General features: G+C 72.0%; 22 protein-coding genes. 14 read left to right on the top strand and 8 right to left on the bottom strand.

Features of this window, described 5'->3' with window-relative positions:
* Nucleotides 1–53: 53 nt before the first annotated feature.
* Entirely contained in the window at nt 54–1211 is a 1158-nt protein-coding gene (locus tag E1294_RS10145; RefSeq protein WP_132507135.1) for an amidohydrolase family protein, read from the bottom strand.
* Between the two features lie 41 nt (nt 1212–1252).
* Nucleotides 1253–3391 (bottom strand): anthranilate synthase component I, encoded by a 2139-nt coding sequence (locus E1294_RS10140; protein ID WP_132507133.1) that lies wholly within the window; start codon nt 3389–3391, stop codon nt 1253–1255.
* A gap of 311 nt (nt 3392–3702) precedes the next feature.
* Between E1294_RS10140 and E1294_RS10135 the strand changes: the two genes are divergently transcribed.
* The 4 genes from E1294_RS10135 (at nt 3703) to E1294_RS10120 (ending at nt 10653) form a co-directional block, all read left to right on the top strand.
* Complete coding sequence (locus E1294_RS10135; protein WP_132507131.1) at nt 3703–4311, top strand: TetR/AcrR family transcriptional regulator; 609 nt, start codon at nt 3703–3705, stop codon at nt 4309–4311.
* A gap of 220 nt (nt 4312–4531) precedes the next feature.
* The gene (locus tag E1294_RS10130; RefSeq protein ID WP_132507129.1) at nt 4532–8032 is read left to right on the top strand and encodes a S8 family serine peptidase; all 3501 of its coding nucleotides are present in this window, start codon (nt 4532–4534) and stop codon (nt 8030–8032) included.
* 114 nt (nt 8033–8146) lie between these two features.
* Nucleotides 8147–9727, top strand: a complete 1581-nt coding sequence (locus E1294_RS10125; RefSeq protein ID WP_181958481.1) for a CocE/NonD family hydrolase — start codon at nt 8147–8149, stop codon at nt 9725–9727.
* Nucleotides 9709–10653 carry a helix-turn-helix transcriptional regulator gene (locus tag E1294_RS10120; protein ID WP_181958480.1) on the top strand — a complete coding sequence of 315 codons (945 nt, stop codon included), beginning with the start codon at nt 9709–9711 and terminating at the stop codon, nt 10651–10653. The genes E1294_RS10125 and E1294_RS10120 overlap by 19 nt, the downstream gene beginning before the upstream one ends.
* 3 nt (nt 10654–10656) lie before the next feature.
* Here E1294_RS10120 and E1294_RS10115 read toward each other — a convergent pair whose 3' ends face one another.
* Nucleotides 10657–11559, bottom strand: coding sequence for an SDR family oxidoreductase (locus E1294_RS10115; RefSeq protein ID WP_132507127.1), 903 nt, complete (start codon nt 11557–11559; stop codon nt 10657–10659).
* 304 nt (nt 11560–11863) lie between these two features.
* On the opposite strand from E1294_RS10115, the gene E1294_RS10110 reads away from it, so the two are divergent.
* Together E1294_RS10110 and mctP are read left to right on the top strand one after the other, a co-directional pair.
* Entirely contained in the window at nt 11864–12073 is a 210-nt protein-coding gene (locus E1294_RS10110; RefSeq protein WP_132507125.1) for a DUF3311 domain-containing protein, read from the top strand.
* Nucleotides 12070–13680, top strand: coding sequence for a monocarboxylate uptake permease MctP (mctP, locus tag E1294_RS10105; RefSeq protein ID WP_132507123.1), 1611 nt, complete (start codon nt 12070–12072; stop codon nt 13678–13680). The genes E1294_RS10110 and mctP overlap by 4 nt, the downstream gene beginning before the upstream one ends.
* 91 nt (nt 13681–13771) lie before the next feature.
* Here mctP and E1294_RS10100 read toward each other — a convergent pair whose 3' ends face one another.
* The gene (locus tag E1294_RS10100) at nt 13772–14122 is read right to left on the bottom strand and encodes a DUF6285 domain-containing protein (protein ID WP_132507121.1); all 351 of its coding nucleotides are present in this window, start codon (nt 14120–14122) and stop codon (nt 13772–13774) included.
* Between the two features lie 138 nt (nt 14123–14260).
* Between E1294_RS10100 and E1294_RS10095 the strand changes: the two genes are divergently transcribed.
* Genes E1294_RS10095 through E1294_RS10085 form a run of 3 tightly spaced genes read left to right on the top strand, consistent with a single transcriptional unit; the run spans nt 14261 to nt 17237 of the window.
* A complete protein-coding gene (locus tag E1294_RS10095) occupies nt 14261–15043 on the top strand; it encodes a CPBP family intramembrane glutamic endopeptidase (RefSeq protein WP_132507119.1) in 783 nt (260 codons plus the stop codon).
* 47 nt (nt 15044–15090) lie between these two features.
* Complete coding sequence (locus E1294_RS10090) at nt 15091–16281, top strand: acyl-CoA dehydrogenase family protein (RefSeq protein WP_132507117.1); 1191 nt, start codon at nt 15091–15093, stop codon at nt 16279–16281.
* Nucleotides 16278–17237, top strand: a complete 960-nt coding sequence (locus tag E1294_RS10085; RefSeq protein ID WP_246082917.1) for a phosphotransferase family protein — start codon at nt 16278–16280, stop codon at nt 17235–17237. Before E1294_RS10090 ends, E1294_RS10085 begins: the two co-directional genes overlap by 4 nt.
* Before the next feature lie 9 nt (nt 17238–17246).
* Here E1294_RS10085 and E1294_RS10080 read toward each other — a convergent pair whose 3' ends face one another.
* The 3 genes from E1294_RS10080 to E1294_RS10070 form a co-directional block, all read right to left on the bottom strand.
* Nucleotides 17247–17849: a TetR/AcrR family transcriptional regulator gene (locus E1294_RS10080; RefSeq protein WP_132507115.1), complete on the bottom strand. Its 603-nt coding sequence runs from the start codon at nt 17847–17849 to the stop codon at nt 17247–17249.
* Entirely contained in the window at nt 17846–18304 is a 459-nt protein-coding gene (locus E1294_RS10075; RefSeq protein ID WP_132507113.1) for a hypothetical protein, read from the bottom strand. Before E1294_RS10075 ends, E1294_RS10080 begins: the two co-directional genes overlap by 4 nt.
* A gap of 203 nt (nt 18305–18507) precedes the next feature.
* Nucleotides 18508–19038, bottom strand: coding sequence for a DUF6609 family protein (locus tag E1294_RS10070; protein WP_132507111.1), 531 nt, complete (start codon nt 19036–19038; stop codon nt 18508–18510).
* A gap of 179 nt (nt 19039–19217) precedes the next feature.
* Here E1294_RS10070 and E1294_RS10065 point away from each other — a divergent pair, with 179 nt between their 5' ends.
* Complete coding sequence (locus tag E1294_RS10065; RefSeq protein WP_132507109.1) at nt 19218–19898, top strand: class I SAM-dependent methyltransferase; 681 nt, start codon at nt 19218–19220, stop codon at nt 19896–19898.
* A 148-nt stretch (nt 19899–20046) separates the two neighbouring features.
* On the opposite strand, the gene E1294_RS10060 is transcribed toward E1294_RS10065, so the two are convergent.
* Nucleotides 20047–21294 (bottom strand): PP2C family protein-serine/threonine phosphatase, encoded by a 1248-nt coding sequence (locus E1294_RS10060; RefSeq protein WP_132507107.1) that lies wholly within the window; start codon nt 21292–21294, stop codon nt 20047–20049.
* 123 nt (nt 21295–21417) lie between these two features.
* Between E1294_RS10060 and E1294_RS10055 the strand changes: the two genes are divergently transcribed.
* Genes E1294_RS10055 through E1294_RS10040 form a run of 4 tightly spaced genes read left to right on the top strand, consistent with a single transcriptional unit; the run spans nt 21418 to nt 26033 of the window.
* On the top strand, nt 21418–22185 hold the full coding sequence (locus E1294_RS10055; RefSeq protein ID WP_132507105.1) for a hypothetical protein: 768 nt from the start codon (nt 21418–21420) through the stop codon (nt 22183–22185).
* Nucleotides 22182–23312, top strand: a complete 1131-nt coding sequence (locus tag E1294_RS10050) for a hypothetical protein (RefSeq protein WP_132507103.1) — start codon at nt 22182–22184, stop codon at nt 23310–23312. The genes E1294_RS10055 and E1294_RS10050 overlap by 4 nt, the downstream gene beginning before the upstream one ends.
* Before the next feature lie 19 nt (nt 23313–23331).
* Nucleotides 23332–24759 (top strand): hypothetical protein, encoded by a 1428-nt coding sequence (locus E1294_RS10045; protein WP_132507101.1) that lies wholly within the window; start codon nt 23332–23334, stop codon nt 24757–24759.
* Nucleotides 24756–26033, top strand: coding sequence for an AAA family ATPase (locus tag E1294_RS10040; protein WP_246082916.1), 1278 nt, complete (start codon nt 24756–24758; stop codon nt 26031–26033). Before E1294_RS10045 ends, E1294_RS10040 begins: the two co-directional genes overlap by 4 nt.
* The last annotated feature ends 85 nt before the right edge of the window (nt 26034–26118 follow it).

Genomic DNA, 26118 nt, shown 5'->3' with positions numbered 1-26118 from the left:
GCGGCCGACGCCGGGCCCCTCGCCTTCCGGGGCCGGACCGGAAACGACCCGCGTCACAACCGGTAGATCCGGCGGGCGTTCCCCGAGCCGATCATGTGGGCGACCTTGGCCGCGTCCGCGACGCTCCACTCCCCCGAACCGAGCCTGGCCCTCAGCGCCGCGCCCATCGCCCGCCGGTAGGAGAGCGCGCCCAGGTAGCCGGTCTCGGCCACGGCGTGGCAACCGGAGCTGAACACCTGCTTGTGGAACGGCGCCAGCTCCAGCAACTCCTCCACCACCCGGGCCGAGGCGGCCGCGGTGTGCGGGAGCGCGAGCCCGACGTCCACGTAGACGTGCGGGTAGAGGCCGGCCAGGTAGGCGGCCTGGCGGTGGAACGGGTAGCAGTGCAGCAGGATCACCGGCACGGTGGCCGGCTGCAGCGCCCTGACCAGGGCACCCAGCCTGGCCGGGTCGCTGCGGTGCAGGTCGGGCCCTGAGCCGCTGAAGCCGGTGTGGAACTGCACGGGCAGCCCCCGCTCCCTGGCCACGTCGATCGCGATCCACAGCAGGTGGCGCAGCAGGACGGGGTCCGTCAGCGGCTCCTTGGGCTCGGACAGCCGCCGGTTGACCGCCGCGATCACCGAGCCCCTGCTGGGGCGGGACGGGTCGAAGTCGAGGCCGTGGAGCGACCCGATGACCGTCGTGAACGCGACCGCCCTGGCGGCCCTGGCGGTCAGCTCCTCGCCGAGGGCGTCAAGGTAGTCGACGGAGATCTGCGCCGTCTCGGCCACGCCGCGCTCGACGGCCTCGATCCGTACGAGCTCGTCGGCGGCGGCGCCGCCGTGGCGGCCCATCTCGGTGGCCGACAGCAGCTCGCCGTCCTCCCAGGCGCCGGCCGGTTCGGTGTCCACCAGGAAGGCCACCACGCCGGCCGCCGCCAGGAGCCGCCTGTTGACCTCGCCCGCGCCCAGCTCGGCGCGGCGAGCGAGGTAGACGGCGGGCGGCGCGTGCGGTTCGAGGTCGAGCAGCGGCGCGCACCAGCGGCGCACCGCCGTGCCGAACGGCGTGTCGAAGTGGGTGGTGCCGGGCGGCGCCGGGCTGCCGCCCTGGTTGATGAGCAGCTCGAACTCGGCTCTGGTCAGGTCGTCTCGCCGCACTCCGTGACAGTGGTGGTCGACGAGCGGGGCGAGCAGCGCGTCGCGCACCGTGCCGGGCAGGTCTGCGGGGAGCATGCGGGAACTCTAGGCGAGCCCCGCACGCTCCCGCGGGCGTTTTACCTACGGCAGAGACGCAGCACGTTGGCGATGACCTTCGCGCCCGCGCCGCCCTCCTGCGTCAGGATCGACTCGGGGTGGAACTGCACGGCGAAGCGCCGCCGCTCGGTGTCCTCGATGGCCATGACGTTGCCGTCGGGTGTGAGCGCGGTCGGCGTGAAGCCGACGACGCCGGGCCGCTTGGCGTGCAGCGAGTGGTAGCGGGCCGCGGTGAACTCCTCGGGCAGCCCCTCCAGCAGCGCGCCGTCCCCGAGCCGGGCGACCCTGCCGCGCTTGCCGTGCTCGGGGTAGTCGAGCAGCTCCAGCGTGCCGCCGGCGTGCTCGACCATCGCCTGCAGGCCGAGACAGACGCCGAAGACCGGCAGGTCACGGGCGTAGACCTGGTCGAGCAGCGCCGACATGCCGAAGTCGGTCGGCCAGCCGGGGCCGGGCGAGAGCACCACCAGGTCGGGGGCGATCTCGTCGAGCATGCGGGACGGGAAGCCGTGGCGCAGCGTCGTCACCACGGCGCCCTCCTGGCGGAAATAGTCGGCCAGGGTGTTGACGAAGGAGTCCTCGTGGTCGACGAGCAGCACCTTCATGCCGTGGCCCGGCTGCTCCCTGGTCTCGGCGGCGTCGGCCGCGCCGGTCCGGCCGACCGCGGCCAGGGCGCCGAGCAGGGCGCTGGCCTTCAGCTCGGTCTCGCGCTCCTCGGCCTCGGGGTCGGAGTCGAACAACAACGTGGCGCCGGCCCGCACGGTGGCCACGCCGTTCTCGATCTGGGCGGTACGCAAGGTCAGGCCGGTGTTCATGGAGCCGTCGAAACCGATGACGCCGATGGCGCCGCCGTACCACCGGCGGGTGGTGGCCTCGTGGTCCTCGATGAACTGCATGGCCCACGTCTTGGGGGCGCCGGTGACCGTGACGGCCCACATGTGGGTCAGGAAGGCGTCGAGCGCGTCGAACTCGGGGCGCAGCCGGCCCTCGATGTGGTCGACGGTGTGGATCAGGCGGGAGTAGAGCTCGATCTGGCGGCGGCCGATGACCTTGACCGTGCCGGGCACGCAGATGCGCGACTTGTCGTTGCGGTCGACGTCGGTGCACATGGTCAGCTCCGACTCCTCCTTGACGCTGGACAGGAGGGTGCGGATGGCCTCGGCGTCCTCGACCGGGTTGCTGCCGCGGGCGATGGTGCCGGAGATGGGGCAGGTCTCGACGCGGCCGCCGCTCACCCTGACGTACATCTCGGGCGAGGCGCCGACGAGGTGCTCGCCCTCGCCGAGGCTGATGATGAACTCGTACGGGGCCGGGTTGCTCTGACGAAGGCCGCGGTAGAAGGCGGACGGGTCGGCGCAGGTGGCGTGGAAGACCTGGCCGGGCACGACCTCGAACAGGTCGCCGCGCTTGAACTTCTCCTTGGCGGCGGCGACGACCTTGGCGTATGCGCCCTTCTCCGGGTCGGGCGGCACCTGGGCGGAGGCGACGGGGACCGCGGTGGCGCCCGTCCTGTCGAGGCCGCGAGTGGTGGCGCCGTCGACGGTGAACTCGTAGCGGAACTCGAGGCTGGTCTCGCGCTGCCGGTCGATCACGACGAGCCGGTCGGGCAGGTGCAGCACGAGGTCACGCTGGTCGTCGGGGCGGACGAGCTCCTGGCGGATCGGCTCGAACTGGAAGGCCAGGTCGTAGCCGAAGGCGCCGTAGAGGCCGAGGTGGGGATCGTCGCCCTTGAAGGCGGCGATGACCTCGCGGATCGCGGTGAACACGGTGGGCCGGCGGCTGCGCATCTCCTCCGGCAGGAGATCTCCGGGATCGCTGCCGGGCTCCGCCACGTGCACCTCGACGCGGTCGGCCGTGGGCTCGCTGACGGGCTTGCCCGCGGCCAGCAGGCAGGAGGCGACGGCGGGCAGCACGATCCTGCCGCGCTCGTTGAGCGCGATCGCCGCGATGGTGCGGCCCTTGGCGACCAGCTCCAGGCAGGGATCGACGTAGCCGAACGCCCAGCGGCTGTAGCGGCCCGGATAGTCCATGCCCGAGGAGAAGGCGCCCCCGCGTCTCTCCCCGAGGGCCGTCACGATCTCTTCGAGCGCCGCCTCGTCCACCTCGCGCGTCTCGCGCTCGACGACGATGCCCCCCGCAGTGGTATATCCGCTCGTCTCCACTTGCTGCCCCTTATCACGTCAACATGATGAGCCCCGGGGGCGGACACGAGAAAGGCCGCCATCCGGGGCGGCCGTCCTTTGAGGAATGCGAAACACGCGCCGCCTAGAAGCGGCGCCACCACTGGAGCTGAGCGTGATTTCGCATGGGGACAGGTTAGCCCCCCCACCATGATCGCGCAACGCGACCCGCCCGTCGCCCCCTGGTGTCGCCATTTTGAATACGGAGCCGTACTGTATTCAATTATCATCGGCCGAGAGGAGATCCGGATGACCCGGCGTGCCGGCGGAACGGATCAAGAGGAGCGACCGACATGACCGACCGCACGACGTCCGCGCGGCCGGCCGGCAGGCCGCGCAGCCAGGAGGCGGACCTGGCCATCCTCACCGCCGCGCTCGACGTGCTCATCGAGCAGGGCGCGAGGCACACCAGCATCGAGCAGGTCGCCAGGCGGGCCGGGGTGACCAGGGCGACGGTCTACCGCCGCTTCGCCGACAAGACCGCGCTGCTGGTGCGGGCCCTGGAGTGGGCCAACCACGACCACGACCCGGCGTTCACCGGCTGGCGGGACATCGACCACATGCTCGACGAGTGGGCCACCCATCTGGCGGTGCCGCGCAACCGCCGCCTGCTGCGCCGGGTCTACGGCGCCCGTGACGACTATCCGGAGCTGACCACGACGTACCGCCAGGTCAACAGGGGGCGGCGGGCCGCGATGGTGCACGAGCTGCTGCTCCGCACGCACGAGAGCGGGTGCTTTCCGGCCAGCGCCGATCTGGACGCCGTGCAGGAGGCGCTCAGCGGCGCCGTGCTCAACCACCTGGGCACCCATCCCGACGACGAGAGCGCCACCGAGATCAAGGCCTACTTCCTGCGCATCGCGTCGCAGCTCGGCTGGCGACCGGCGGGGGCGGAAGACTGACCCGGCCGCCCCGGGGCGCGGTGACCAGCCCGTCCACCTGCGCGAAGACCGGAAACGAACCTGGTCCGAGACGTGGTCTCTATGGCGACACTTCAGCTGACCAGATTACATTTCTTCTCGCAAAGTAACATTTCATGACAAGTCTTGCTTTCCGGACAACAGCTCTTCACTCTTCTCCACAGAGGCGTAAAGATCACCTCTTTTGTCCTAAGGAGAGCGCGTGCCCCACACCCCCCGCTGGCGTGCGATCCTGACCGGGATCGTCACCGCCGCCGGCCTCCTCGTCCCGCAGGCGGCCGAGGCGGCGCCCGACCCGGGAAAGATCAACAAGATCGACACCGTCGTCCAGGCGCAGCTGGAGCAGGACGACAAGGCCACCTTCTGGGTCCGGATGAAGGGATCCGCCGACCTGAGCGGCGCCCGCCGGGCCGAGACCAAGGACGCGAAGGCCGAGCAGGTCGTCAAGGCCAAGACCGAACGGGCCACGACCTCCCAGGCCGGCTTACGCAAGCTGCTGGACTCCCAGCACGCCGCGTACACCCCGTACTGGATCGTCAACGCGGTGCAGGTCACCGCGGACGAGAAGCTGGCGGCCGAGATCGCCAAACTGCCCGAAGTCGACCGCATCGACCCGATCCGCACCGTCGCGATCCCCAAGCCCACACCCGGCAAGGCCGAAGCCAGGGTGAACGCGGTCGAGTGGAACATCGACCGGGTCAACGCCCCGCGCGTCTGGAACGAGCTGGGCAACCGGGGCGAGGGCATCGTCATCGCCCACATCGACTCCGGCGCCCAGTTCGACCACCCCGAGCTGGTCGCGAGCTACCGGGGCAGGAACGCGGACGGCACGTTCAGCCACGACTACAACTGGTTCGACCCGGCCGGCGTCTGCCCGTCGCCCGCGCCGTGCGACAACAACGGCCACGGCACGCACACCATGGGCACCATGGTCGGCGCGAACGGCATCGGCGTCGCGCCGGGCGCCCGGTGGATCGCCGCCAAGGGCTGCGAGTCCAACTTCTGCAGCGACGCGTCGCTGATCGCCGCCGGCCAGTGGATGCTCGCCCCGACCGACGTCAACGGCGAGAACCCGCGCCCCGACCTGGCGCCCGACATCGTCAACAACTCGTGGGGCGGCGACGGGTTCGACCCGTGGTACAAGCCGGTCGTCGAGGCGTGGATCGCGGCGGGCATCTTCCCGGCCTTCGCCAACGGCAACGAGGGGCCCTCCTGCGAGACCTCCGGCTCCCCCGGCCAGTACGTCATGAGCTACAGCGCGGGCGGCTTCGACGTCGACAACGCGCTGTACCGCAATTCGAGCAAGGGCACGGGCGAGGACGGGGAGACCAAGCCGAACATCGCCGCGCCCGCCGTCAACGTGCGCTCCTCGACGCCCGGCGGCACGTACGACACCTACACCGGCACGTCGATGGCCTCCCCGCACGTGGCGGCCACGGTCGCGCTGATCTGGTCGGCCGCGCCCGCCCTCGCAGGTGACGTGGAGGCCACCCGGCCGCTGCTGGACACCACCGCCGTGGACGTCGACGACACCAGCTGCGGCGGCACGGCCGCCGACAACAACGTGTGGGGCGAGGGCAGGCTCGACACCTTCGCCGCCGTGCAGGCCGCTCCCACCGGGGAGAGCGGCGCTCTCGAGGGCGCCGTCACCGCGGGCGGCGAGCCGGTGGCCGGGGTGACGATCACGGTGACCGGGCCGCTCAGCCGGAGCGTGACCACCGGCGAGGACGGCGCGTACGCCATCCCCCGCCTGCTCCCGGGCGACTACGAGCTCAGCGCCGAGAAGTTCGGCTACGACACGGCCACCGCCGCCGTGACGGTCGCCGCAGGGCAGACGGCGACCACGGACGTGACCATGGCCAGGAAGGCGTCGGGCGTGGTGTCCGGGACGGTCACCACGGCGGGCACGCCGGAGGCCGGCGCGACGGTGGCGGCCACCGGCACGCCGGTGAGCGCGGTGACCGACGCGTCGGGCCGCTACAGCCTGACGCTGCCGCACGGCGACCACGAACTGGTCGTCACCCCCGTCTCCCGCTGCTCCAGCGGCGCCACGGCCGAGGTGATGGTGGCCGGCGACGTGGTCAAGGACGTCGAGCTGCCGCTGCGCGGCGACAACTTCGGCTACACGTGCGCGATCGGCGCGCAGGCGTACGTGGCGGGCACCGAGAAGCTGGCGCTGACCGGCGACGACGAGGCCCAGCAGGTGACGCTGCCGTTCGCGGTCCCGTTCTACGGCACCGGCCACACGAAGGCCTGGATCGCCACGAACGGGTTCGCCACCTTCGCCGCCGACCGGGTGACCGCCGCCGGCAACGGCACGCTCCCGGCCTCGGGCACCCCGAACACCGCGGTCTACCCGTACTGGGACGACCTCAGGGTGGACGACCAGGGCGGGGTCTACACGGCGGTGACGGGCACGGCGCCGAACCGCACGTTCGTCATCGAATGGCGCAACGTCACCTTCTACAACGACGCGGACCAGCGGCTGTCGTTCGCGGCGCTGCTGGGCGAGAACGGCTCGATCGGCTTCCGGTACAAGGACGTGGACAGCGAGCGCGAGCAGGGCGCCAGCGCCACCGTCGGCGTGGAGAACGCCGCCGGCGACGACGCGCTGCTCTACTCCTACGAGGAGGCGGTGCTGTCCACGGGGCAGGCCCTGACGTTCACGGCCGGCAGGCACGGCCTGGTCACCGGGGCGGTCACCGACGCCAACGACGGCGAGCCGCTGGCCGGGGCGACGGTGAAGGTGGGCGACGTGGCCACGTTCACCACCGGCGAGGACGGCCGCTTCTACGGCCAGGTGCTGGCGGGCGACTACGAGGCCGAGGTGTCCAAGGAGCACTACGGCACGTTCACGCAGCCGGTGACGGTCGCGCCCACGGTGGTGACGTCGATCGACACGGCGCTGGTCACGGGACGGGTGAGCGCGTCGGCCGCGGAGCTGACCGTGGTGCTGCCGGCCGGGTCCACGCGTACCCGGACGCTGGAGCTGACGAACCTGGGATCGCCCACCGCGTACACCGTGACGGGCGGCGAGTGGTTCACCGTGACGCGGGCGGAGGGCGAGCTGGCCAAGGGGCAGTCGGTGGAGCTGGAGGTGACGGTCTCCAGCGACGGCGTCACCCCCGGCGCCGTACGCGAGGGGACGCTGCTCGTGAGATCGGCCAGCGGCCGCCAGCCGACCATCGAGGTCGCGGTGACGGTCGTGGTGCCCAGGCACCAGGTGGCCGTCGACGTGGGCGGCTCCAGGAACGTGACCGACGACGCCGGTGACGCCTGGACGCGGGACAGGAAGTACGCCCCGGGCGGCCACGGCTACGTCGCCGACCACAGCCGGACGCGCAGCACGTCCAGGACCATCCGCGGCACCGGCGACCAGTCGCTGTTCAGGACGGCCAGGGAGGGCATGCTGGAGTACCGCTTCGACGGCGTGCCGGCGGGGACGTACACCGTCGAGCTGGACTTCGCCGAGATCCGCAACATGCAGATGGGCCGGCGGGTCTTCGACGTGCTCGTCGAGGGTCAGCTCGCGATCCCGGCGCTCGACCTGGCCCTGGAGGCGGGCACGTACACGGCCGTGTCCAGGCAGTACACGGTGAAGGTCACCGACGGCCAGCTCAACGTGCGCTTCGCGACGCGGGAGGGGGCGACGCTCGTCAACGCCGTCCGCGTCTCGGAGCGTCCGGACAAGGCGATCCCGTAGCGGCGACGCCGGCCTGAGAACCGGCCTGGGAACCGGCGCCCGCCCCCGCGTGCGGGGCGGGCGCTTCCACCCCCGGGTGCCACCTCCGGGGCCGCTTCTGTTACTGGTAAGTACATGAGACGTGTGCGGCTCCAGCGTGATCTTCCCGTGCCGATGCCTGACGGCGTGACGCTGCTGGCCGACCACTACGCTCCCGCCTCGGGCGAGCGGGCCCCCGTCATCCTGATGCGCTCACCGTACGGCCGGCGCGGCTGGCTCGGCCTGGTCTACGGCCGTGGTTTCGCCCGGCAGGGCTTCCACGTCGTCATCCAGAGCTGCCGCGGCGGCTTCGGCTCCGGCGGGCTGCTCGACCCGCTCGGCGACGAGCACGACGACGGCCTGGCCACCGTGGCGTGGCTGCGCGAGCAGCCGTGGTACGGCGGCTCGTTCGCCATGTTCGGCCCCTCCTACCTGGGTTACACGCAGTGGGCGATCGCCCCCTACGCCGGGCCGGAGCTGAAGGCCATGGCCACGCAGATCACCGCCTCCCAGTTCCGGGACGCCGCCTACGTGGGCGGCGCGTTCGCGCTGGAGTCGGCGCTGAGCTGGACGACGCTCACCGACGGCCTGTCGCGGCGGTTCGGCGGCGCCTCGGTGCTGACCGCGCCCCGGCTCACCCGCAGGGCGGTCCTGTCGGGCCGCCCGGTGGCCGAGCTGGACGTGGTCTCGGCCGGCCGGCCGCTCCGCTTCTACCAGGACCTGATCGCGCACCACGAGGACCCACACGTCCCCTACTGGGAGAAACGCGACTTCTCCCCCAAGGTGGGCGAGGTGGAGGCGGCGGTCACGATGCTGGGCGGCTGGTACGACGTCTTCCTCCCCTGGCAGCTCAAGGATTACGCGGCCCTGCGGGCGGCGGGACGGCGGCCCTACCTGACGATCGGGCCGTGGTACCACATCGACGCCCGGCACGGGCGTCCCACGCTGGCCGAGGCGACGGCCTGGTTCCGCGCGCACCTGCTCGGCGACTACTCAGGGCTGCGCCCCGACCCGGTGCGGATCTACGTGACGGGCGCCGGGCAGTGGCGCGACCACTCCGACTGGCCGGTGCCCGGGATGCGGGAGCAGCGCTGGCACCTGCAGCACGGGTTCGGCCTGGGGGTGGAGAGCCCGTGCGAGGCCGAGCCCGATCGTTTCCGCTACCACCCCGCCCATCCGACGCCGGTGATCGGCGGGCCCGTGCTGCTCGGCGACTCCAGGCCGCGCGACCAGCGGCGGCTGGAGCAGCGCCGCGACGTGCTGGTCTACAGCTCGCCGGCGCTGAGGGAGGCGGCCGAGATGATCGGCCCGGTCCGCGCGGAGCTGTTCGTACGGTCGAGCACCCCGTTCGTGGACGTCGTCGTGCGGGTGTGCGACGTGCACCCGCACGGGCGCTCGATCAACGTGTGCGAGGGCGTGCGCCGTCTGGGGCCGGGCGAGGGCGGCGGAGTGCGCCGGGTGGAGGTGGACCTGTGGCCGATGGCGCATCGGTTCGGGCGCGAGCACCGGATCAGGCTGCATGTGGCGGCCGGGGCGTACCCGACGATCGCCCGCAACACCGGCACGGGCCACCCGCTCGCCGCGGGCGGCGCCATGGTGCCCGCCGACGTCGAGGTGTTCCACTCTCCCGAGCATCCCTCCGCCGTAGTGTTGCCGCTGTGCGCGCCTCACGGTTGATGTCGCTGGTCCTGCTGCTGCAGGGTCGGGGCGGGATGACGGCGGCCGAGCTGGCCGCGGAGCTGGAGGTCTCGGAGCGGACCGTGCACCGCGACGTGCTCGCCCTGTCGGAGGCGGGTGTGCCCGTCTACGCCGACCGGGGGCGGGGCGGCGGCTACCGGCTGCTCGACGGCTACCGTACGCGGCTGACCGGGCTGGACAGGTCGGAGGCGGAGGCGCTGTTCCTGTCCGGGGTGCCGGGGGCGCTTCGGGAGATGGGGCTGGCGGAGGTCGCGGCCACGGCCCGGCTGAAGGCCGCCGCCGCCCTCTCCCCCGCCCTGCGCGACGCTCCGGTGGTCGCCGCGCAACGTTTCCACCTGGACGCGCCCGGCTGGTTCGCCGGCGACGACCCGCCCCCGGCCGCACTTGGGCCGCTGGCCAGGGCCGTGTGGAGCGACCGCCGCGTCCGCGCCGTCTACAAGGGCTCCGCCCGCACGCTGGAGCCGTACGGGCTGGTGCTCAAGGCGGGGACCTGGTATCTGGCCGCCCAGCTCGCGGCGCGGTTCCTCATCTTCCGGGTGCACCGGTTCGGCGAGGTCACCGAGCTGGCCGAGCCCTTCGACCGCGACCCGGACTTCGATCTGGCCGCCTTCTGGTCCGGCCGGTCGGCGGAGTTCAGCCGCTCGCTGCTCAGGGACGTGATCACGCTGCGGCTCACCGAGCGCGGGGTGCGGATGTTGCGGCACGTCGCCGACCCGGCCGCGGTCGACGACGCGCTCGCCTCGCTCCAGCCCGACGGCACCGTGCGGCTGGGGGTGGAGTCGACGCAGGTGGCGTACGCGCAGGTGCTGCGGTTCGGGCCGGAGGCGGAGGTGCTCGACCCGCCTGAGCTGCGCGCGATGCTCGCCGACGCCGCCGCCCGCATGGCGCGGCTCTATGGCCGCTGAGCGTCAGCGATAGACCTCCCAACCGGCGTCGCCGCCCTTGTCGAGGACCTCGGTGATGAAACGCCACACCTGGGGGCGGCTGCCGTCCACGTCGGTGACGCCGTACGCGTCGGCCAGGTCGCCGCTCTCCACCGATCGGCCCGACCAGCGCGCCTTGTCCGGGTCCTGGGCGAGCGCGGCCACGCCTCTGCCGATGTAGGCGGGCGTCTCGGAGACCATCCAGGCGCGCTGATGACCGCTCTCAACCGTCGCCTCGCGCCAGTTGTCCTCGCTGACGCCGTAGTGCTCGAGCATCGCCTCCGAGCGCAGGTAACCCGGCGTGACCACCACGGCCGTGCCACCGTACGGGCGCAGCTCGGTGGACCAGGCGAACGCCAGCCGGTTCACCGACCACTTGGCCAGGTCGTAGTAGACGTTCTCCCGGTAGCGGGTCTCGTTGTAGGCCCGGGTGCCGTCGGTGACTTCCACCACGAGCCCGCCCTCGTTCTTGACGAGGAGCGGGAACAGGTGCCTGGCGCTGATGATGTGGGTGTCGATGGCCAGCCTGAGCAGGCGCAGCCCGTTGTCCAGGTCGTGCTTCCAGACGGGCGTGTCCCACTCCCACAGGTGGTCGCCGCCCCACACGTCGTTGACCAGCACGTCGAGCCGGCCGTGGTCGCGTTCGACCCGCCCGGCCAGCGCCGCCACCTGCTCCGGCACCAGGAAGTCGGTCTGGACCGGGATGCCCGTGCCGCCGGCCGCGGTCACCAGCTCGGCCGTCTCCTCGATGGTCTCCGGGCGGTCCATCTCCGAGCGCCCGGCGCGGGTGCTCCTGCCCGTGCAGTACACCGTCGCCCCGGCCGCGCCGAGCCCAACCGCTATGCCTCGTCCTGTTCCGCGGGTCGCGCCCGCCACTACGACAATCATGCTTCCGATCGTCGCGCGAAAAGAGGACATCTCATGTCATGTTTTTCGCGAACCGTTCGGCGCAACCGACCGACCGCTCAGCGATCGGCTCTCACGGTCGCGGCGCACCTGTCACTAGGGTCTGTACGGGCGACGTGACCCTCCTGGTCCAGGCGTCTCAGATGCCGGGCCCCTGACCGACATTTAGGCCAAACCGTAATATGACGGACATTGGGTTACATATCCCCGCAAAGTTACTCTCCCTCTGCTGACTAATCGTCAGGAGCCGGTCACAAGCGGCTCCGATCCATTCATCGGAGGGTCGATGACTACCGGGGAACCCGGGCAGCCACGCACCGACCGCAGCCCATGGAACTGGCTGCTCGTCGTGCCGATCGTGCTGCCGCTGCTGACGTTCCTGTTCAACGCCGACGAGCCCCGCCTGCTGGGCTTCCCGCTCTTCTACTGGCTCCAGCTCGCCTTCATCGTGGTGGGCGTCACGTGCACCACCATCGTCTACAGGATGACCAAATGAGCGGGCACGTGACCGAGCTGGTCGTCTTCACCCTGCTGTTCGTCCTCGTCAGCGGGATGGGGTTCGTCGCCTCGCGCTGGCGGCGGCCCGACGACCTGGCCAGCCTCAAGGAATGGGGCCTCGGCGGGCGCAGCTTCGGCTCATGGATCACCTGGTTCCTGGTCGGCGGCGACCTCTACACCGCCTACACCTTCGTGGCGGTGCCCGCGCTGGTCTTCAGCGCCGGCGCCCTGGGCTTCTACGCGCTGCCGTACACGGTGGTCGTCTATCCGCTGGTGTTCCTGGTGCTGGCGCGGATGTGGTCGGTCTCGCACGTGCACGGGTTCGTCACGCCCGCCGACTTCGTCCGGGCCAGGTTCGGCTCGCCGACGCTGGCGCTGGCCATCGCGATCACCGGTCTCGTGGCCACGATGCCGTACATCGCGCTGCAGCTCGTGGGGATCGAGGCGGTGCTCAAGGCCATGGGCGTCACCGGCCACCTGCCGATCATCATCGCGTTCGCGATCCTCGCGGCGTACACGTACCAGTCGGGGCTGCGCGCGCCCGCGCTGATCGCGTTCGTGAAGGACGCGCTCATCTACATCGTGATCCTGGCGGCGGTCATCTACATCCCGTCGCGGCTGGGCGGCTGGGACTCCATCTTCGACGCGGCCCAGGCCAAGTTCGAGGCCACATCGGCGCAGGGTGACGGCTACCTCCTCAACGCCGGCAACCAGCTCCAGTACGTGACGCTGGCGTTCGGCTCGGCGCTGGCGCTGTTCCTCTACCCGCACAGCCTCACGGGCGTCCTGGCCTCGAAGAACCGCAACGTCATCAAGCGGAACATGTCGGCGCTGCCCGCCTACAGCTTCGTGCTGGGCCTGATCGCGCTGCTCGGGTTCATGGCGATCGCGGCGGGCACCAAACCGGTCGTGGGCGAGAACGGCAAGGCCGACGCGAACACCATCGTGCCGGTGTTGTTCGACCAGATGTTCCCCGACTGGTTCGCGGGCGTCGCGTACGCCGCCGTCGGCATCGGCGCGCTCGTCCCCGCGGCTATTATGTCGATCGCGGCGGCGAACCTGTTCACCCGCAACATCTACCGCGAATACGTGAACAAGAACGCCACCGACTCCCAGGAGGCCAAGGTCTCCAAGATCGTGTCGCTGGTGGTCAAGGTGGGCGCGGTGTTGTGCATCCTGCTGCTCGACCCGCAGTTCTCGATCGACCTGCAGCTCATCGGCGGCGTGATCATCCTGCAGACGCTGCCGTCGGTGGCGCTGGGACTCTACACGCGCTGGTTCCACAAGGGCGGCCTGATCGCGGGGTGGGCGGCCGGCCTGGCGGCGGGCATGTGGATGCTCTACCTGATCCCCAACCCGGCCAGCGGCAAGCAGCACTTCGGCGGCTCGGCGTTCGGGCTGTCGAACCTGGGCTTCGACACCAAGATGACGGTCTACGCCGGGTTCCTGGCGCTGATCGTCAACCTCGTGGTGGCGGTGCTCGGCACGCTGCTGTTCCGTGCCACGAAGGTGGCCGACGGCGACGACGCGACCTCGCGCGACGACTACTTCGCCGACGAGGGCGAACCGAAGGTCAAGGACCTGGACCTGACCGGTTCCCACTGACGCGACGGCGTCCCGGCCCGCCCTCCATCGCCTGAGGGGGCGGGCCGGTCCGTGTCCAGAACCGGGTGCCGGGGCAGGGGCCCCGTGGTCGTCAGCCGGTCGCCGGGTAGTCCGGGGCGGCCACCGCCAGCTTCGCCAGGACGGCCTGCCCCAGCGCGGAGGTGAGCGCCTCGCCGTCCTCGACGCGACCCTCGCGGATGGCGGCGGCCAGCTCGGCGTCGTCGTCCACGCCGAGGGCGGCCAGCCGGGCCGCGTGCTCGCCGGCCTGGCCTGGGCCGAGCTCGATCTCCCTCTCCACCATGCCGAGCACGTTGATCGCGACGCGGGTGTGGTAGCGCGTCCTGCCGTCCACGGCAGGGAGCACGTCGGTCTGGAGGAAGTCGCGGACTGCGGCCACGAGCTGCGCCGCCGTGGGCACGTCGTGCGGGCTGGAAGGGGTCACCCGTCCAGAGTAGGTTCGGCGGGACGCAGGCGGAGGTGCCCGGACGCGGCCGAAGGTCCACGGCCGTTATCCGGGCCGTTATCCGGGAACTACGGGGCCTTTATCCGGGTCCGATCATGTAGAGGCTAACCTGCGGCCATGACCACACAGTCTCCGCTCGCGCCCGCCCCGGTGCTCGGGCCGCGCCTCATCCGGGCCGAGGTCCTCGTCGTGCTGTCGGTCTCGCTCGGCGCCAGCGCCCTGGTGGCGTTCGTCCGGCTGATCGGGGCGCTCACGGCGCCGAAGGAGCTGAAGGGCCAGCAGGCCGTGCTCGTCGGGTCGATGGCGCCGGATCGGCCCTGGCTCGACCTGGCGTTGCAGCTCGTCCAGATCGCGATCGCGGTGGCTCCCGTCGGGCTGGTGGCGTACCTGCTGGTGCGGTCGGGCGAGTCGCTGCGCACGATCGGCGCCGACTTCCGCCGGCCCGGGGGCGACCTGCTGCGCGGGGCGGCGCTGGCGGCCGTGATCGGCGGCTCGGGGCTGGCGTTCTACCTCGCGGTGTGGGCGGCCGGGGTGAACCTGACCGTCGTGCCCGGCGCGCTGCCCGAGGTGTGGTGGCAGGTGCCGGTGCTGCTGCTCGCCGCCGCGCAGAACGGCGTGCTGGAAGAGGTGCTGGTCGCCGGATATCTGCTGCACCGGATGGGACAGGCCGGGTGGGCGCCGTGGAAGGCCGTCGCGGTCTCGTCGGTGTTGCGGGGGTCGTACCACCTGTATCAGGGGTTCGGGGGCTTCGTCGGGAACGTGGTGATGGGCGTGGTGTTCGGGCGGCTGTACCAGCGCTGGGGGCGCGCGATGCCGCTGATCGTGGCGCACACGCTGATCGACGCCGTGGCCTTCGTCGGGTACGCCTTCCTGCGCGGCAAGGTGAGCTGGCTGCCCTGACGGCCGGATCGGTTGACTAAGCAACGATTTGGCGTTGAGATCCTTCCATGAGCTTCGCCGTACCGGACCATGTCCGCCCTGTTCGCGACGCCGTCCACGCGTTCATGACCGAGCGGGTGGAGCCGGCGGAGCCGGTGCTGCACGCGGGCGGGCCGGCGGCCGCGCAGACTCTGGACGCACTTCGGGACGAGGCGAAGAAGGAGGGCCTGTGGGCGCTCGGCCATCCGCGTGAGCTGGGCGGCGGCGGGCTGCCGTTCCTCGACTACGTCTACGTCAACGAGGTGCAGGGGCGCAGCGAGTACGGCCAGCTCGCGCTCGGCACGTTCACCCTGCAGGACTCGCTGATGTTGCACGAGCACGCCTCGCCGGAGCAGCGGGAACGCTATCTCGAGCCGCTGGTGCGCGGCGACATCTGGCCCAGTTTCGCGATGACCGAGCCGGCGGTGTCGAGCAGCGATCCCACGCAGATCGTGACGTCCGCCCTGCTGGACGGCGACGAATGGGTGATCAACGGACACAAGTGGTTCACCACGGGAGCGTCGCGGGCGGCGTACACGACCGTGATGTGCAGGACCGAGCAGGACGCTCCGCCGCACCTGGCGTTCTCCATGATCCTGGTGCCGACCGACACGCCCGGCTACACGATCGTGCGCGAGACGCCCGTGCTCGGGCTCGACGGGGCGCACTGCGAGGTGCGCTACGACGACGTCCGCGTGCCCGCAGGCAACCTCCTCGGGCCGCGCGGGCAGGGGTTCGTCATCGCGCAGAAGCGGCTCGGGCCGGGCCGGATCTTCCACTGCATGCGCTGGCTGGGGCAGGCGCAGCGGGCGTTCGACCTGATGTGCCGCAGGATGCACGAGCGGACCGCGTTCGGCGAGCCGCTGGCCGCCAAGCAGCTCATGCGGCAGCACGTGTTCGACTCCTACGCCGAGATCCAGGCCGCCAGACTGCTCACGCTCGACGCCGCCGAGGCCATCGACGCGGGTTCGCAGGCGCGGGTGGAGATCGGCGCGATCAAGGTGGTGGGCGCGCGCATGCTGCACAACGTGATCGACCGGGCCATCCAGGTGTACGGCGCCGCCGGGCTGACCCCCGACACGCCGCTGGATCGTATGTACCGGCACGCGCGGGCCGGGCGGATCTACGACGGACCGGACGAGGTGCACATCGACGCGGTGGGGCGGCGCGTCCTGGGTGCTTACGTGGCGGGCGGCACCTGGACGTTCGGCCTCCGGTGATAGATCCGCACGCCATCGCCGCCGAGGCGTTCGGCCCGGGCACGCGCGTCACGTCGAGCGTCAGGCTTCCCGGCGGAGCGTCACGGGAGACCTGGGCCCTGGACGTCTCCGGCCCGGACGGGGACCGGCACGAGCTGGTCCTGCGCCTCGACTCGCCCGGCGCGGCCCTGCAGGCCGAGATCGGCGGGGGCCTGGCGGCCGAGGCGCGGCTGATGCGGGCCGCGGCGGACGCGGGTGTGCCGGTGCCGGGGATCGTCGCCTCCGGCGCGTCGTACCTCCTCATGACCCGGGTCCCCGGCGAGACGATCCCGCGCAGGATCCTGCGCGACGACGCCTACGCCGCGGCCAGGCCCCTGCTGGCCGCCCAGTGCGGGAGGGCGCTGGCGGCCGTCCACCGGATGCCGCTGTCCTGCGCGCCGCGGGAGGAGCAGGAGGATCCCCTGCTGCGCTGGCGCGACCTGCTCGACCAGCTCGGCGAGCCGCATCCGGTGTTCGAGCTGGCCCTGCGCCGGCTTGCGGCCGACCGGCCGCCCGGCTCGCGGATGACCGTCGTGCACGGCGACTTCCGCAACGGCAACCTGATCGTCGGCCCCGAGGGGATCAGAGCGGTGCTCGACTGGGAGCTCGCCCATGCCGGCGATCCGCTGGAGGACCTCGGGTGGTTGTGCGTGAAGTCGTGGAGGTTCGGCTCGCCGCTGCCGGTGGGCGGCTTCGGGCACTACGACGACCTGGTCGACGCGTACGAGCGGGCGGGCGGCGCTCCGGTGGACCGGGAGGCGCTGCGCTGGTGGGAGACGTTCGGCGTGCTCAAGTGGGGCGTCATCTGCGTCATGCAGACCATGCGGCATTTGCGCGGCGGCGCGCGATCGGTCGAGCTGGCGGCGATCGGGCGGCGGGTGTGCAAGAACGAGTGGGACCTGCTCCAGATGTTGCGCGAGCGCACGGCGGGCGGTTGACGGGCGCTCTCAGCCCTTTCCCGCGGCGTTCGGGGCCCGGGCGCCGGAGACCGCGGCGGCGATCACGTCCACCAGCCCCTCCACCACCTGCGTACGGTCCACCTCCGGATGCTCCAGCCACCAGTCGCCGGTCGTCTGCACCATGCCGACGAAGGCGTGCCCGAGCACCTGCGCCCGCACCGGGTCGGCCGCCGCGCCCTCGGCGGCCAGCACGGCGCCCAGCTCCTCCCCCAGGCCGCGCACCAGGGAGGTCATGCGGGAGCGGATCGCGGTGTCCTCGGCCCCGGCCCGGTGGAACAGGAACCGGTAAAGGTTGAAATTTGCGGAGATCAGGTCGAGGTAGACGCTGATGGCGGCTCTCGCCCGGTCGCGCGGGTCCATGCCCGGCGCGGCGAGCCAGGGCCGCAGCCGGCAGATGACCGTGCGCACGTGCCGGTCGGCCAGCGCCTGGTAGAGGCCGCTCTTGTCGCCGAAGTGGCGGTAGAGGACAGGCTTGGTGACGCCCGCCGCGGCGGCGATGGCCGCCATCGACACCTCGGGGCCGTCCTCGGTGATGACCCGGTCGGCCGCGTCGAGCAGCGCCCTGCGCCGATCCGGATCACGCCCGCTCACCTTCCCAGGATAGCTCGCAACCGGACGGGCAACAGCGCCGAAAGCACCAGCAGCGCTCCGATGAGCAGGTAGAGGCCCGTCATCCCGGCCAGCGTGCCGGGCGGCTCGCCCGGCTGCGCCCACGGCTCGCCGTCCGGCCGCGACCACGGCAGCCCGCCCGCTCCGGCCCAGGGCAGGCGGCCGGCGGCGCCGAGCGCGGCGTCCAGGTCGAGGGCGAACAATAGACCGGCCGACGCCAGCGGTACGCCGCAGAACAGCGCCGCTGCGGGCCAGGCGGTGAGGACGGTGACGATGACGGCCACCGCCCCCAGGTAGGCCAGGCCGGACGGCGCGGGGCCGAACGTGGCGACCCCCGCGCGCAGGGCCCTGGCGGCCGCCTCGGTCAGGTAGTAGATGGGGATGAGCGCGGCCAGTCCGGCGACGGCTCCCATCACCTGCCGGGTCCCGTGGTTCACGTGCCGCCCTGCCCTCCCGCCGTTTCCGGCCGCTGTTGCCCGCCGCTGTTACCCGCCGCTGGGCCCGCCGGAAACCTTATCGGGCCAGCTCAGCGGCATGCGGGGATTCTCAGAAGTACCGGACGGCGAGCAGACGGCGGACGGCGCGGTGTCGGTCCAGCCGGCCTTCGCGTTTCTCGTCAGTCCTGGCCGGGAACGGCTTCTCAGGTGAAGGTCAGCGCCGGGTAGCCGAGGAGCATCACCGCGCCGAAGCCGAGCTTCAGCACCGCGTCGATCACTCCGAACATCGGCAGCGGGGCCTTGATCCGCAGTCCGGCGGCCGCGTTGGCCATGGTGAGCACGCCGAGGAGGGCGATCAGCGGGCCGTGGGCCAGGCCCATCGGGAGGAAGTGCACGCCCACCACGAACAGGATCCACAGCGTGACCGTGCGGTCATCGGCGCCCTTGGTCCTGGAGAGCACGAGGTAGATCAGCCCGGCTTCGAGGACGAACGACCCGACGAGCCAGGCGATGTGGGCGAACGACGGCGAGCCGAGGCTGGGCAGCAGCGCGCTCAGGCCGCTGCCGACGAACCCGGCGGCGAAGCCGCCGATCAGGAACTGCAGCCAGTACGCGCGGAAGATCCAGCTCAGGAGGAAGCCGGAGCCCACGCCGATCAGGAACAGCCCGCCCCCTCGGATCAGCGGATAGGGGTGATCCCCCACAGCGGACAAAACCATATGAACATGCGTCATGCCGACTTCTTTCGCAAAAGGGGAAGCCACCTTAGCGGATCGCCGGCACGTCGCTGATCATCACCCGGCGAAGGCGGGCTGCGAGCCGGCGGGCGGCGAGGAGGGCCGAGCGCGCGGGATCCGGATCGGAAGGGAATGACCCTTGATCACGCACCCCCTCGGCGGGATAGCTTCGAGGCATGCGCAACTCTGGCACGGGCCCCGGCCCCATCACCCCGGACGGATCCCCTGTCGACTTCTACAGCCTGCTCGGGCCAGGCGGCGAGCCGGAGATCGTCGCCCAGATCACCCCGCCCGGCGGCACCGTCCTGGAGCTGGGGGCAGGTGTCGGCCGCGTCACGCACCCGCTCGTCGAGCGAGGCTTCGAGGTGGTGGCCGTCGACGAGTCCGCCGAGATGCTGGCCCGTGTGCGCGGCGCGCACACGGTACTGGGCCGGGTGGAGGACCTCCGGCTCGACCGGCGCTTCGACACGGTCATGCTGGCCTCCCAGCTGGTTAACACCGTGGACGACGCGATCAGGCGCGGTTTCCTGGCCACGTGCGCGCGGCACGTCAAGCCCGGGGGTGCGGTGCTCCTCCAGTGGATGCCGGCCGACGCGCACGACCGGTGGCACGTGGGCCAGAACCGCCAGGACGGCGGCATCACGATCACCCTGGCGGCCGTCGAGCAGGTGTCCCCCGGGATCTTCCAGGCGACCATGCGCTACACCCACGGCGAGGACCGGGTGTGGACGCAGTCGTTCTCGTCCAGGCGGTTCACCGACGAGGAACTGTCGGCCGAGCTGGCCGCCGAGGGCCTGCGGCTCGACCGTTTCCTCACCGACGACCGCACCTGGGTGACGGCGTCCCCCGCCTCCTGACCGCGGCCTATCCGAGCGGGCGCCTTTACGACGTAGATCACAAGGCTGGTGGAGCGTCGAGCCGCACCCCCAGGGGACGCTGCTCGTCCACCGCGTCTTCGACGTGGAACCGCTCGGCCCAGTCAGCGGGGCCCTGTCAGCGACCGTGTCAGTGAGTCCGGGCCACCAGCAGGGCGATGTCGTCCTCGGCGGGGGTGTCGCCCACGATCGAGCCGATCACCGAGGCGCACAGGTCGTCCAGCGGCAGCGGCGCGCGGGCCAGTGCGGCCCCGAGCCGCCGCATGCCCGCCTCCAGGTCGCTCTCGTGGGTCTCGATCAGGCCGTCGGTGTAGAGGGCGAGCACGGTGCCCCGGTCCAGCTCCAGGGACTCGAAGGAGCCCAGCCCGACGCCGATCGGGGTGCCGCTGGGCAGGCTGGGAAAGCTCACCTCGCCTGACGGGAGCAGGAGCGCGGGTGGCGGGTGCCCGGCACCGGCCATGACGCAGCGGCGGGTGGCCGGGTCGTAGAGCGCGTACAGGCAGGTGGCGCCCGTGGGGTCGGTCGGCGGGCCGGAGTCGTCCTCCTCCTCGGCCAGCCGGACGACGAGGTGGTCGAGGTGCGCCAGCAGTTCGTGCGGGGGCATCCCCGCGTACGTCAGCGTGCGCACGACCGTCCGCATGCGGCCCATGCTGGCGGCGGCGTAGATGCCGTGCCCGGTCACGTCGCCCACGACCAGCACGATCCGGCCGTCAGGCAGCGGGATCGTGTCGTACCAGTCGCCGCCGACCCCCTCGTGCAGGTCGGAGGGCAGGTAGCGGGAGGCCACGTCGACCGCGCCGCCCCCGTTCAGCCGGCGCGGCAGCAGGTTGCGCTGCAGGGCGCGCGCGGCGTTGCGCTCGCGGGTGTACTGGCGGGCGTTGTCCAGGCTCAGCGCCGCCCTGGCGACCAGTTCCTCGGCGAGCACCAGGTCGTCCCTGCTGAACGGCGCCGGGTTGGCGTTGCGGACGAACACCGTGACGCCCAGCATGTCGCCGCGCGCCTTGATCGGGACGATGAGCATCGTATGGATGCCCGTCGCGTGGATCATTCTGGCCCGGTCGGGGTCCTCGTCCAGCCACGTGCCGGGCGAGGTGTCGAGCCTGGCCTCGAAATGCGCCTGGCCCGAGGCCAGGGCCTTCGAGAACGGCGACGACGACCGCACGAACACCGCCTCGTCCAGCGCCCAGATGAACTCCGGGATCCCGTCGTGCACCGACGCCACCCCGGCCCCGGCGAAGACGGGGATCCTCGCCGGCGTGACGGCCAGCCGCTGCAGCGGCTCGGTGCCGGGCAGCACCGCCTCGCACAGGTCCACGGCGACGAATTCGGCCAGCACCGGCACGGCCAGGTCGGCCAGCTCCTGCGCGGTCTTGCGCACGTCGAGCGGCGCCGTCGTGGCCGATCTCCCTCGGCGTCGGGCGCCTTTACGGTGTAGATCTCATCATGGCGTCGCTCTTGCCGATTTACTGGAAAATGCTGGGATGGTTGATACAGTCGCGCCATGAGTGACCGGCTGGACGATCTCGAACAGCGGATCGACGAGCTGCGGGCGGGCGTACGCAAGGCGATGCGAGCCAGGGACGGCGCCCAGGCCCGCGTCCTTCGGGCCGAGCTGCGCACCGCCGAGCGCGCCTGGGACGCCCTGGTGAGCGGCGAACAGCCCGCCAAGGAGGAGCCGCCGCGCCTGGTCACCGTGCGCGAGCAGGCGCACCAGGGGCTGCGGCTGCTGGGGGCGACCGCCCAGCCGAGACTTATCGTGGCCGTCAGCGCCGCGTTCTTCGGCGGCACGATCAGCAGTAGCCGGCTCACCAGCCTGCGCAGGGACGAGGAGCGCTCGTTCAGGTCGTCGCCGTTCGGGCGGCCGTACTATCTGTGCGCCGCACTCACCGACCGCCTCTCCCCCGCCCGCGGCCTCCTCACGCTCAGCACGTGGCCGCTGGAGCGGCGCGTGGTCGGCCCGCTCAGCCCGCGTGTCGACTTCCTGACCTGCGCCATCGCGGTGGCCGAGCAGCAGGCGGACGACGAACGGGCAGGCGGGTTACTCGTCAGGATGGCCAGGAACATCCCCGGCGCCACCGACGGCACGCTGGGCCCGCCCGACCCGGAGCGGGTGGTCGAGGCGGCCCGCGCCGAGCTGCGCGTCCACGCGGATCGCGACACGCGGGACCGCGCTGAGCTGGCGGAACGCGCCGCCGCGCAGCTCGGTGACACCGCCAGGCTGTTCGGCGCCGCTACGCTGAGCACGATCAAGAAGGAGAACGCCAAGTGAGCGGCTTGAAGCGCGAGGGCGACCACGTGCACCGGCTGGAGGCGTTGCGGGGCACCACGCCGCAGCAGCCGCACGACGCCCGCGCCATCGCGGCCCTGGCCGCGAACCCGGGCTGCGCCCGCCGCGCCCTCATGGACGGCGCCGGCGTCGACAAGGACGCCGCCGCCCGGCACCTGGGTTTCCCCGCGCCGTTCGGCCAGTCGCCGTTCGCGATCACGCGCGGCAACGTGTTCGAGGCGCTGGTCAAGGCCGACGGGTGCGCGGAGCTGCTGCGGATGTTGCGCGAGCTGCTCGGCCTGCCCATCGCCGAGGTCGCCTACCACGACGTGGAGAACGTCGGCGCCCATTTGCGCCACGCCCACACCAGGACGCTGATCGACCGGGCCGCCCGCGACGAGCAGGACGCGGGCACGCTGTACGACCACCCGCTGCTCAGCCTGGAGATCGCCGGTCACACCGCCTACCTGGAGCCGGACGTTGTGGCGTTCCAGCTCGGCGGCCGCTTCCACATCGTGGAGATCAAGTCGTTCGCGGTGATCGACGGGCAGGCCGACCCCTCGGCGGTGGCGGCGGCCGCCCGCCAGGCCGCCGTCTACGTGCTGGCGCTGCGCACGCTGCTGGAGGAGCTGGGCCACGACCCGCTGAAGGTCTCCCACGACGTGGTGCTGGTCTGCCCGGAGAACTTCGCCAACCGCCCCGTCGCCTCGCTGGTCGACGTGCGCAGGCAGCTCGCCGTGCTGCGCCGCCAGCTCACCAGGATGACCGCCCTCGACCGGCTGCTCGAAGGGATGCCCGAGGATCTGACGTTCGACCTGCGGCCGGACGACGACGGCCGGCCCACCAGGCCGGTCGCCGAGCTGGCCGACGCGCTGCGCAGGACGACCGCCCGCTACGCCCCCGACTGCCTGTCCACGTGCGACATGTGCTTCTTCTGCCGCGACGAGGCCCGCCAGGAGGGCGCATCCGACCTGCTCGGCCGTCAGGTCCGCGACGAGCTGGGCGGGGTGGCCTCGGTTGCGGAGGCGCTCGGCCTGGCCGACGGCACCCGCGACCCCGCCGCGGGCCAGGAGGAGATCGCGCGGCTGCTCCGCAACGCCGAGCGCCTGCGCAAGGAGTGCCTGACGTGAGCCCGCGAGGGAGACCCACGTGAGCCTGCTGACCTCGCTCGCCCGGCTGCGGGCCCTGGACGAGGGTATCGCGCAGCCCATCGCGACCGTCAGGCACTTCCATCTGGCGGACCGGCCGATGGTGTTCATCCCGCTCAAGCTGTCGGGCGAGGCCGCCGCGCCGCTCGCGGCCATGCTCGGCACCGACCGCGACCGGCCGCGCCTGCTGGTGGTGACCCAGCCGCGCAACCGCGACCTGCGCTTCGCGTGGGCGGCCAAGCTGGCCGGGGTGCTATTGCCGTACGTCGAGGGCTTCCTGGGCGACACCGAGACGGTGGAGCGCAGGAACGCCGACCCGTACGAGCGGGCGATCGACGCGCCGCAGATCCTCGTCCCCAACCAGGCGGGCGTGGCCTTCGTCCGGCTGCTGGGCCGCTCGATGCGCTTCCGCAGGGCCGACGGGCCCTACCCCGTGCCGGAGTCGGTGCCGCTGCTGGGGCGGTGGCTGACCTATTTCGCGGAGCGGGCGGCGTACCCGGGCTCGTCGCTGATGCCGGCCATGACGGAGGAGCTGGGCCGTCACTGGGCCAGCGGGCAGAGCGGCCTTGAGGACGCCAACCTGGCCGCGCTGCTGGCCTGGATCACCACCGGGCCGAGCGACGACACCGAGGACCCGCTGATCTGGCCGCCCGCCGGGCCGGCGACCGACCCGGGGTTCGACGCGGAGGTGCTCGCGCCGGCGATGGAGAGCGGCTCGGCCGAACGCGTCACGGAGGCGCTGCGCACCCAGCTGGAGCCCGCGTGGCGGCTCATGTGGCAGGCGATCGACCTGCTCGCCGGGCTGGAGGAGGGCGCCGGCGTGGTGTCCCGGTGGGAGCAGGACCGCGGCTCGTTCAGCGGCATGGCCACGCACATCGCCGAGGGCGCGCCGCCGCAGCCCCGGCGCGACGGCGCGGTCGCCGCCGCCGCCAAGCTGGCCCGCATGGAACGCGCCCAGGCCGCCTACGACGCGCAGCGCGCCTACGACGACCCGCTCGTGATGGCCGAATACCGGCTGACCGGGGAGGCGTTCGCGGGCGAGGTCATCGGCACCGACCCGGACAACACCGAGGGCGAGGGCCGCTCGCGCAAGCTCCGGCCGCTCGTGGTGATCAAAACCGACGATTCCGTACGCCTCGCGCCCGGCACGTCCCTCGGCACCCCCCAGCGGCACGCGCAGGGCGCGGAGCTGGTGTCGGCCGGTGAGGGCCTGGTCACCCTGAAGATCACCAAGGGCATGGGCCGCGGCAGGACGGCGGCGCCCGGCGCCGTACCCGAGATCGGCGAGCGCGTCTGCTACACCTCGCTGACGGACGACTTCCAGGGTTCGCCCGCGCTGCCGGACGCCGAGGCCACCCCGTGGACGCACGGCGGGCCGCCGCAGGAATATGTGCCCGACGACGAGGACGCCCAGGAGGAGTGGTCGTGACCGCCGGCCCGGAGCAGGTCATCAGGAACGTCCTCGCCGATCTGCCCCGCCACCGGGGCGTGGTGGTCGACTCCCCGCCGGGTGCGGGCAAGTCCACGCTGGTCGTACGCGCCGCCGCGCACATCGCCGCCACCGGCGAGCCCCTGATGATCGTCGCCCAGACGAACGAGCAGGTCGACGACCTGGTGACGCGGATCTCCGGCAAACATCCCCACCTGACGGTGGGAAGGTTGTCGGCCGGCGGGTACGTGCCGCCGCTGCGGATGCTGGAGTTGCCCGGCGTCCGGGTGGGCACGAGGGTGCAGGATCTGGGCGATCCCGATATCGTCATCGCCACGGCGGACAAATGGGCGTGGATCGGCGGCCGGGTGTGGCCGTGGGCGATCGTGGACGAGGCGTACCAGATGCGCTCGGACAAGCTGCTGCGGATCGCGGGGCTGTTCGAGCGGGCGCTGTTCGTGGGCGATCCCGGGCAGCTCGACCCGTTCTCGATCGTCGACGGTGACCGCTGGTCGGGGCTGTCGTGGGATCCGCTGCAGAGCGCGGTGTCGGTGCTGCTGCGGCACAACCCCGATCTGCCCGTGCACCGGCTGCCGGTGTCCTGGCGGCTGCCCGCGTCGGCCGCGCCGGTGGTGTCGCGGGCGTTCTACCCGTTCACCGGGTTCCGGTCGGGCACGTCAGAAGGGGATCGGCGGCTGGAGCTGGCCACCGGCGGCATGGGCACGCCGCACGACCGGGCGCTGGAGGAGGCGGCCAGGTCGGGGTGGGCGCTGCTGGAGCTGCCCAACCGGCACACCGTGCGCACCGACGCGGAGGCCGTGCAGGCGGTGGCGCTGCTGGCCGAGCGGCTGCTGCAGCGGGGCGCGGTGGCGAGTTCGGAGCAGGGCGAGCGGCCGGTGACGGCGGAGCGCGTCGCGGTCGGCGCGGCGCACCGCGACCAGGTGGCCGCCATCCGCGCGGCCGGCGTGCCGCCGCAGATCACCGTGGACACCGCCAACCGGCTGCAGGGCCGCGAGTACGACGTGACGATCGTGCTGCACCCGCTGTCGGGGCGTCGGGACGCGACGGCCTTCCACCTGGAGTCGGGGCGGCTGTGCGTGCTCGCCTCACGGCACCGGCACGCGTGCGTGGTGGTGGCCAGGGCGGGCATCGCCGAGCTCCTCGACGCGCACCCGTCGGCGGAGCCGGTGCAGCTGGGAGTGCCGGTGAAGTTCCCCGACGGGTGGGAGGCGAACCAGTCGGTGCTGGACCACCTGTCCCGCCACCGCGTCTAACGTCCCGGCATGTGTGTGCAGCCGCCTGCCCTATGACGCTTTCACCGCCAATCGGACGCAGGCAGGACATGCCCGAGCCCTGGGC

Origin of the sequence: Nonomuraea diastatica (genome assembly GCF_004349015.1) — a bacterium.
GTDB lineage: Bacteria > Actinomycetota > Actinomycetes > Streptosporangiales > Streptosporangiaceae > Nonomuraea > Nonomuraea diastatica.
This window is presented reverse-complemented; position numbering and strand designations above follow the sequence as displayed.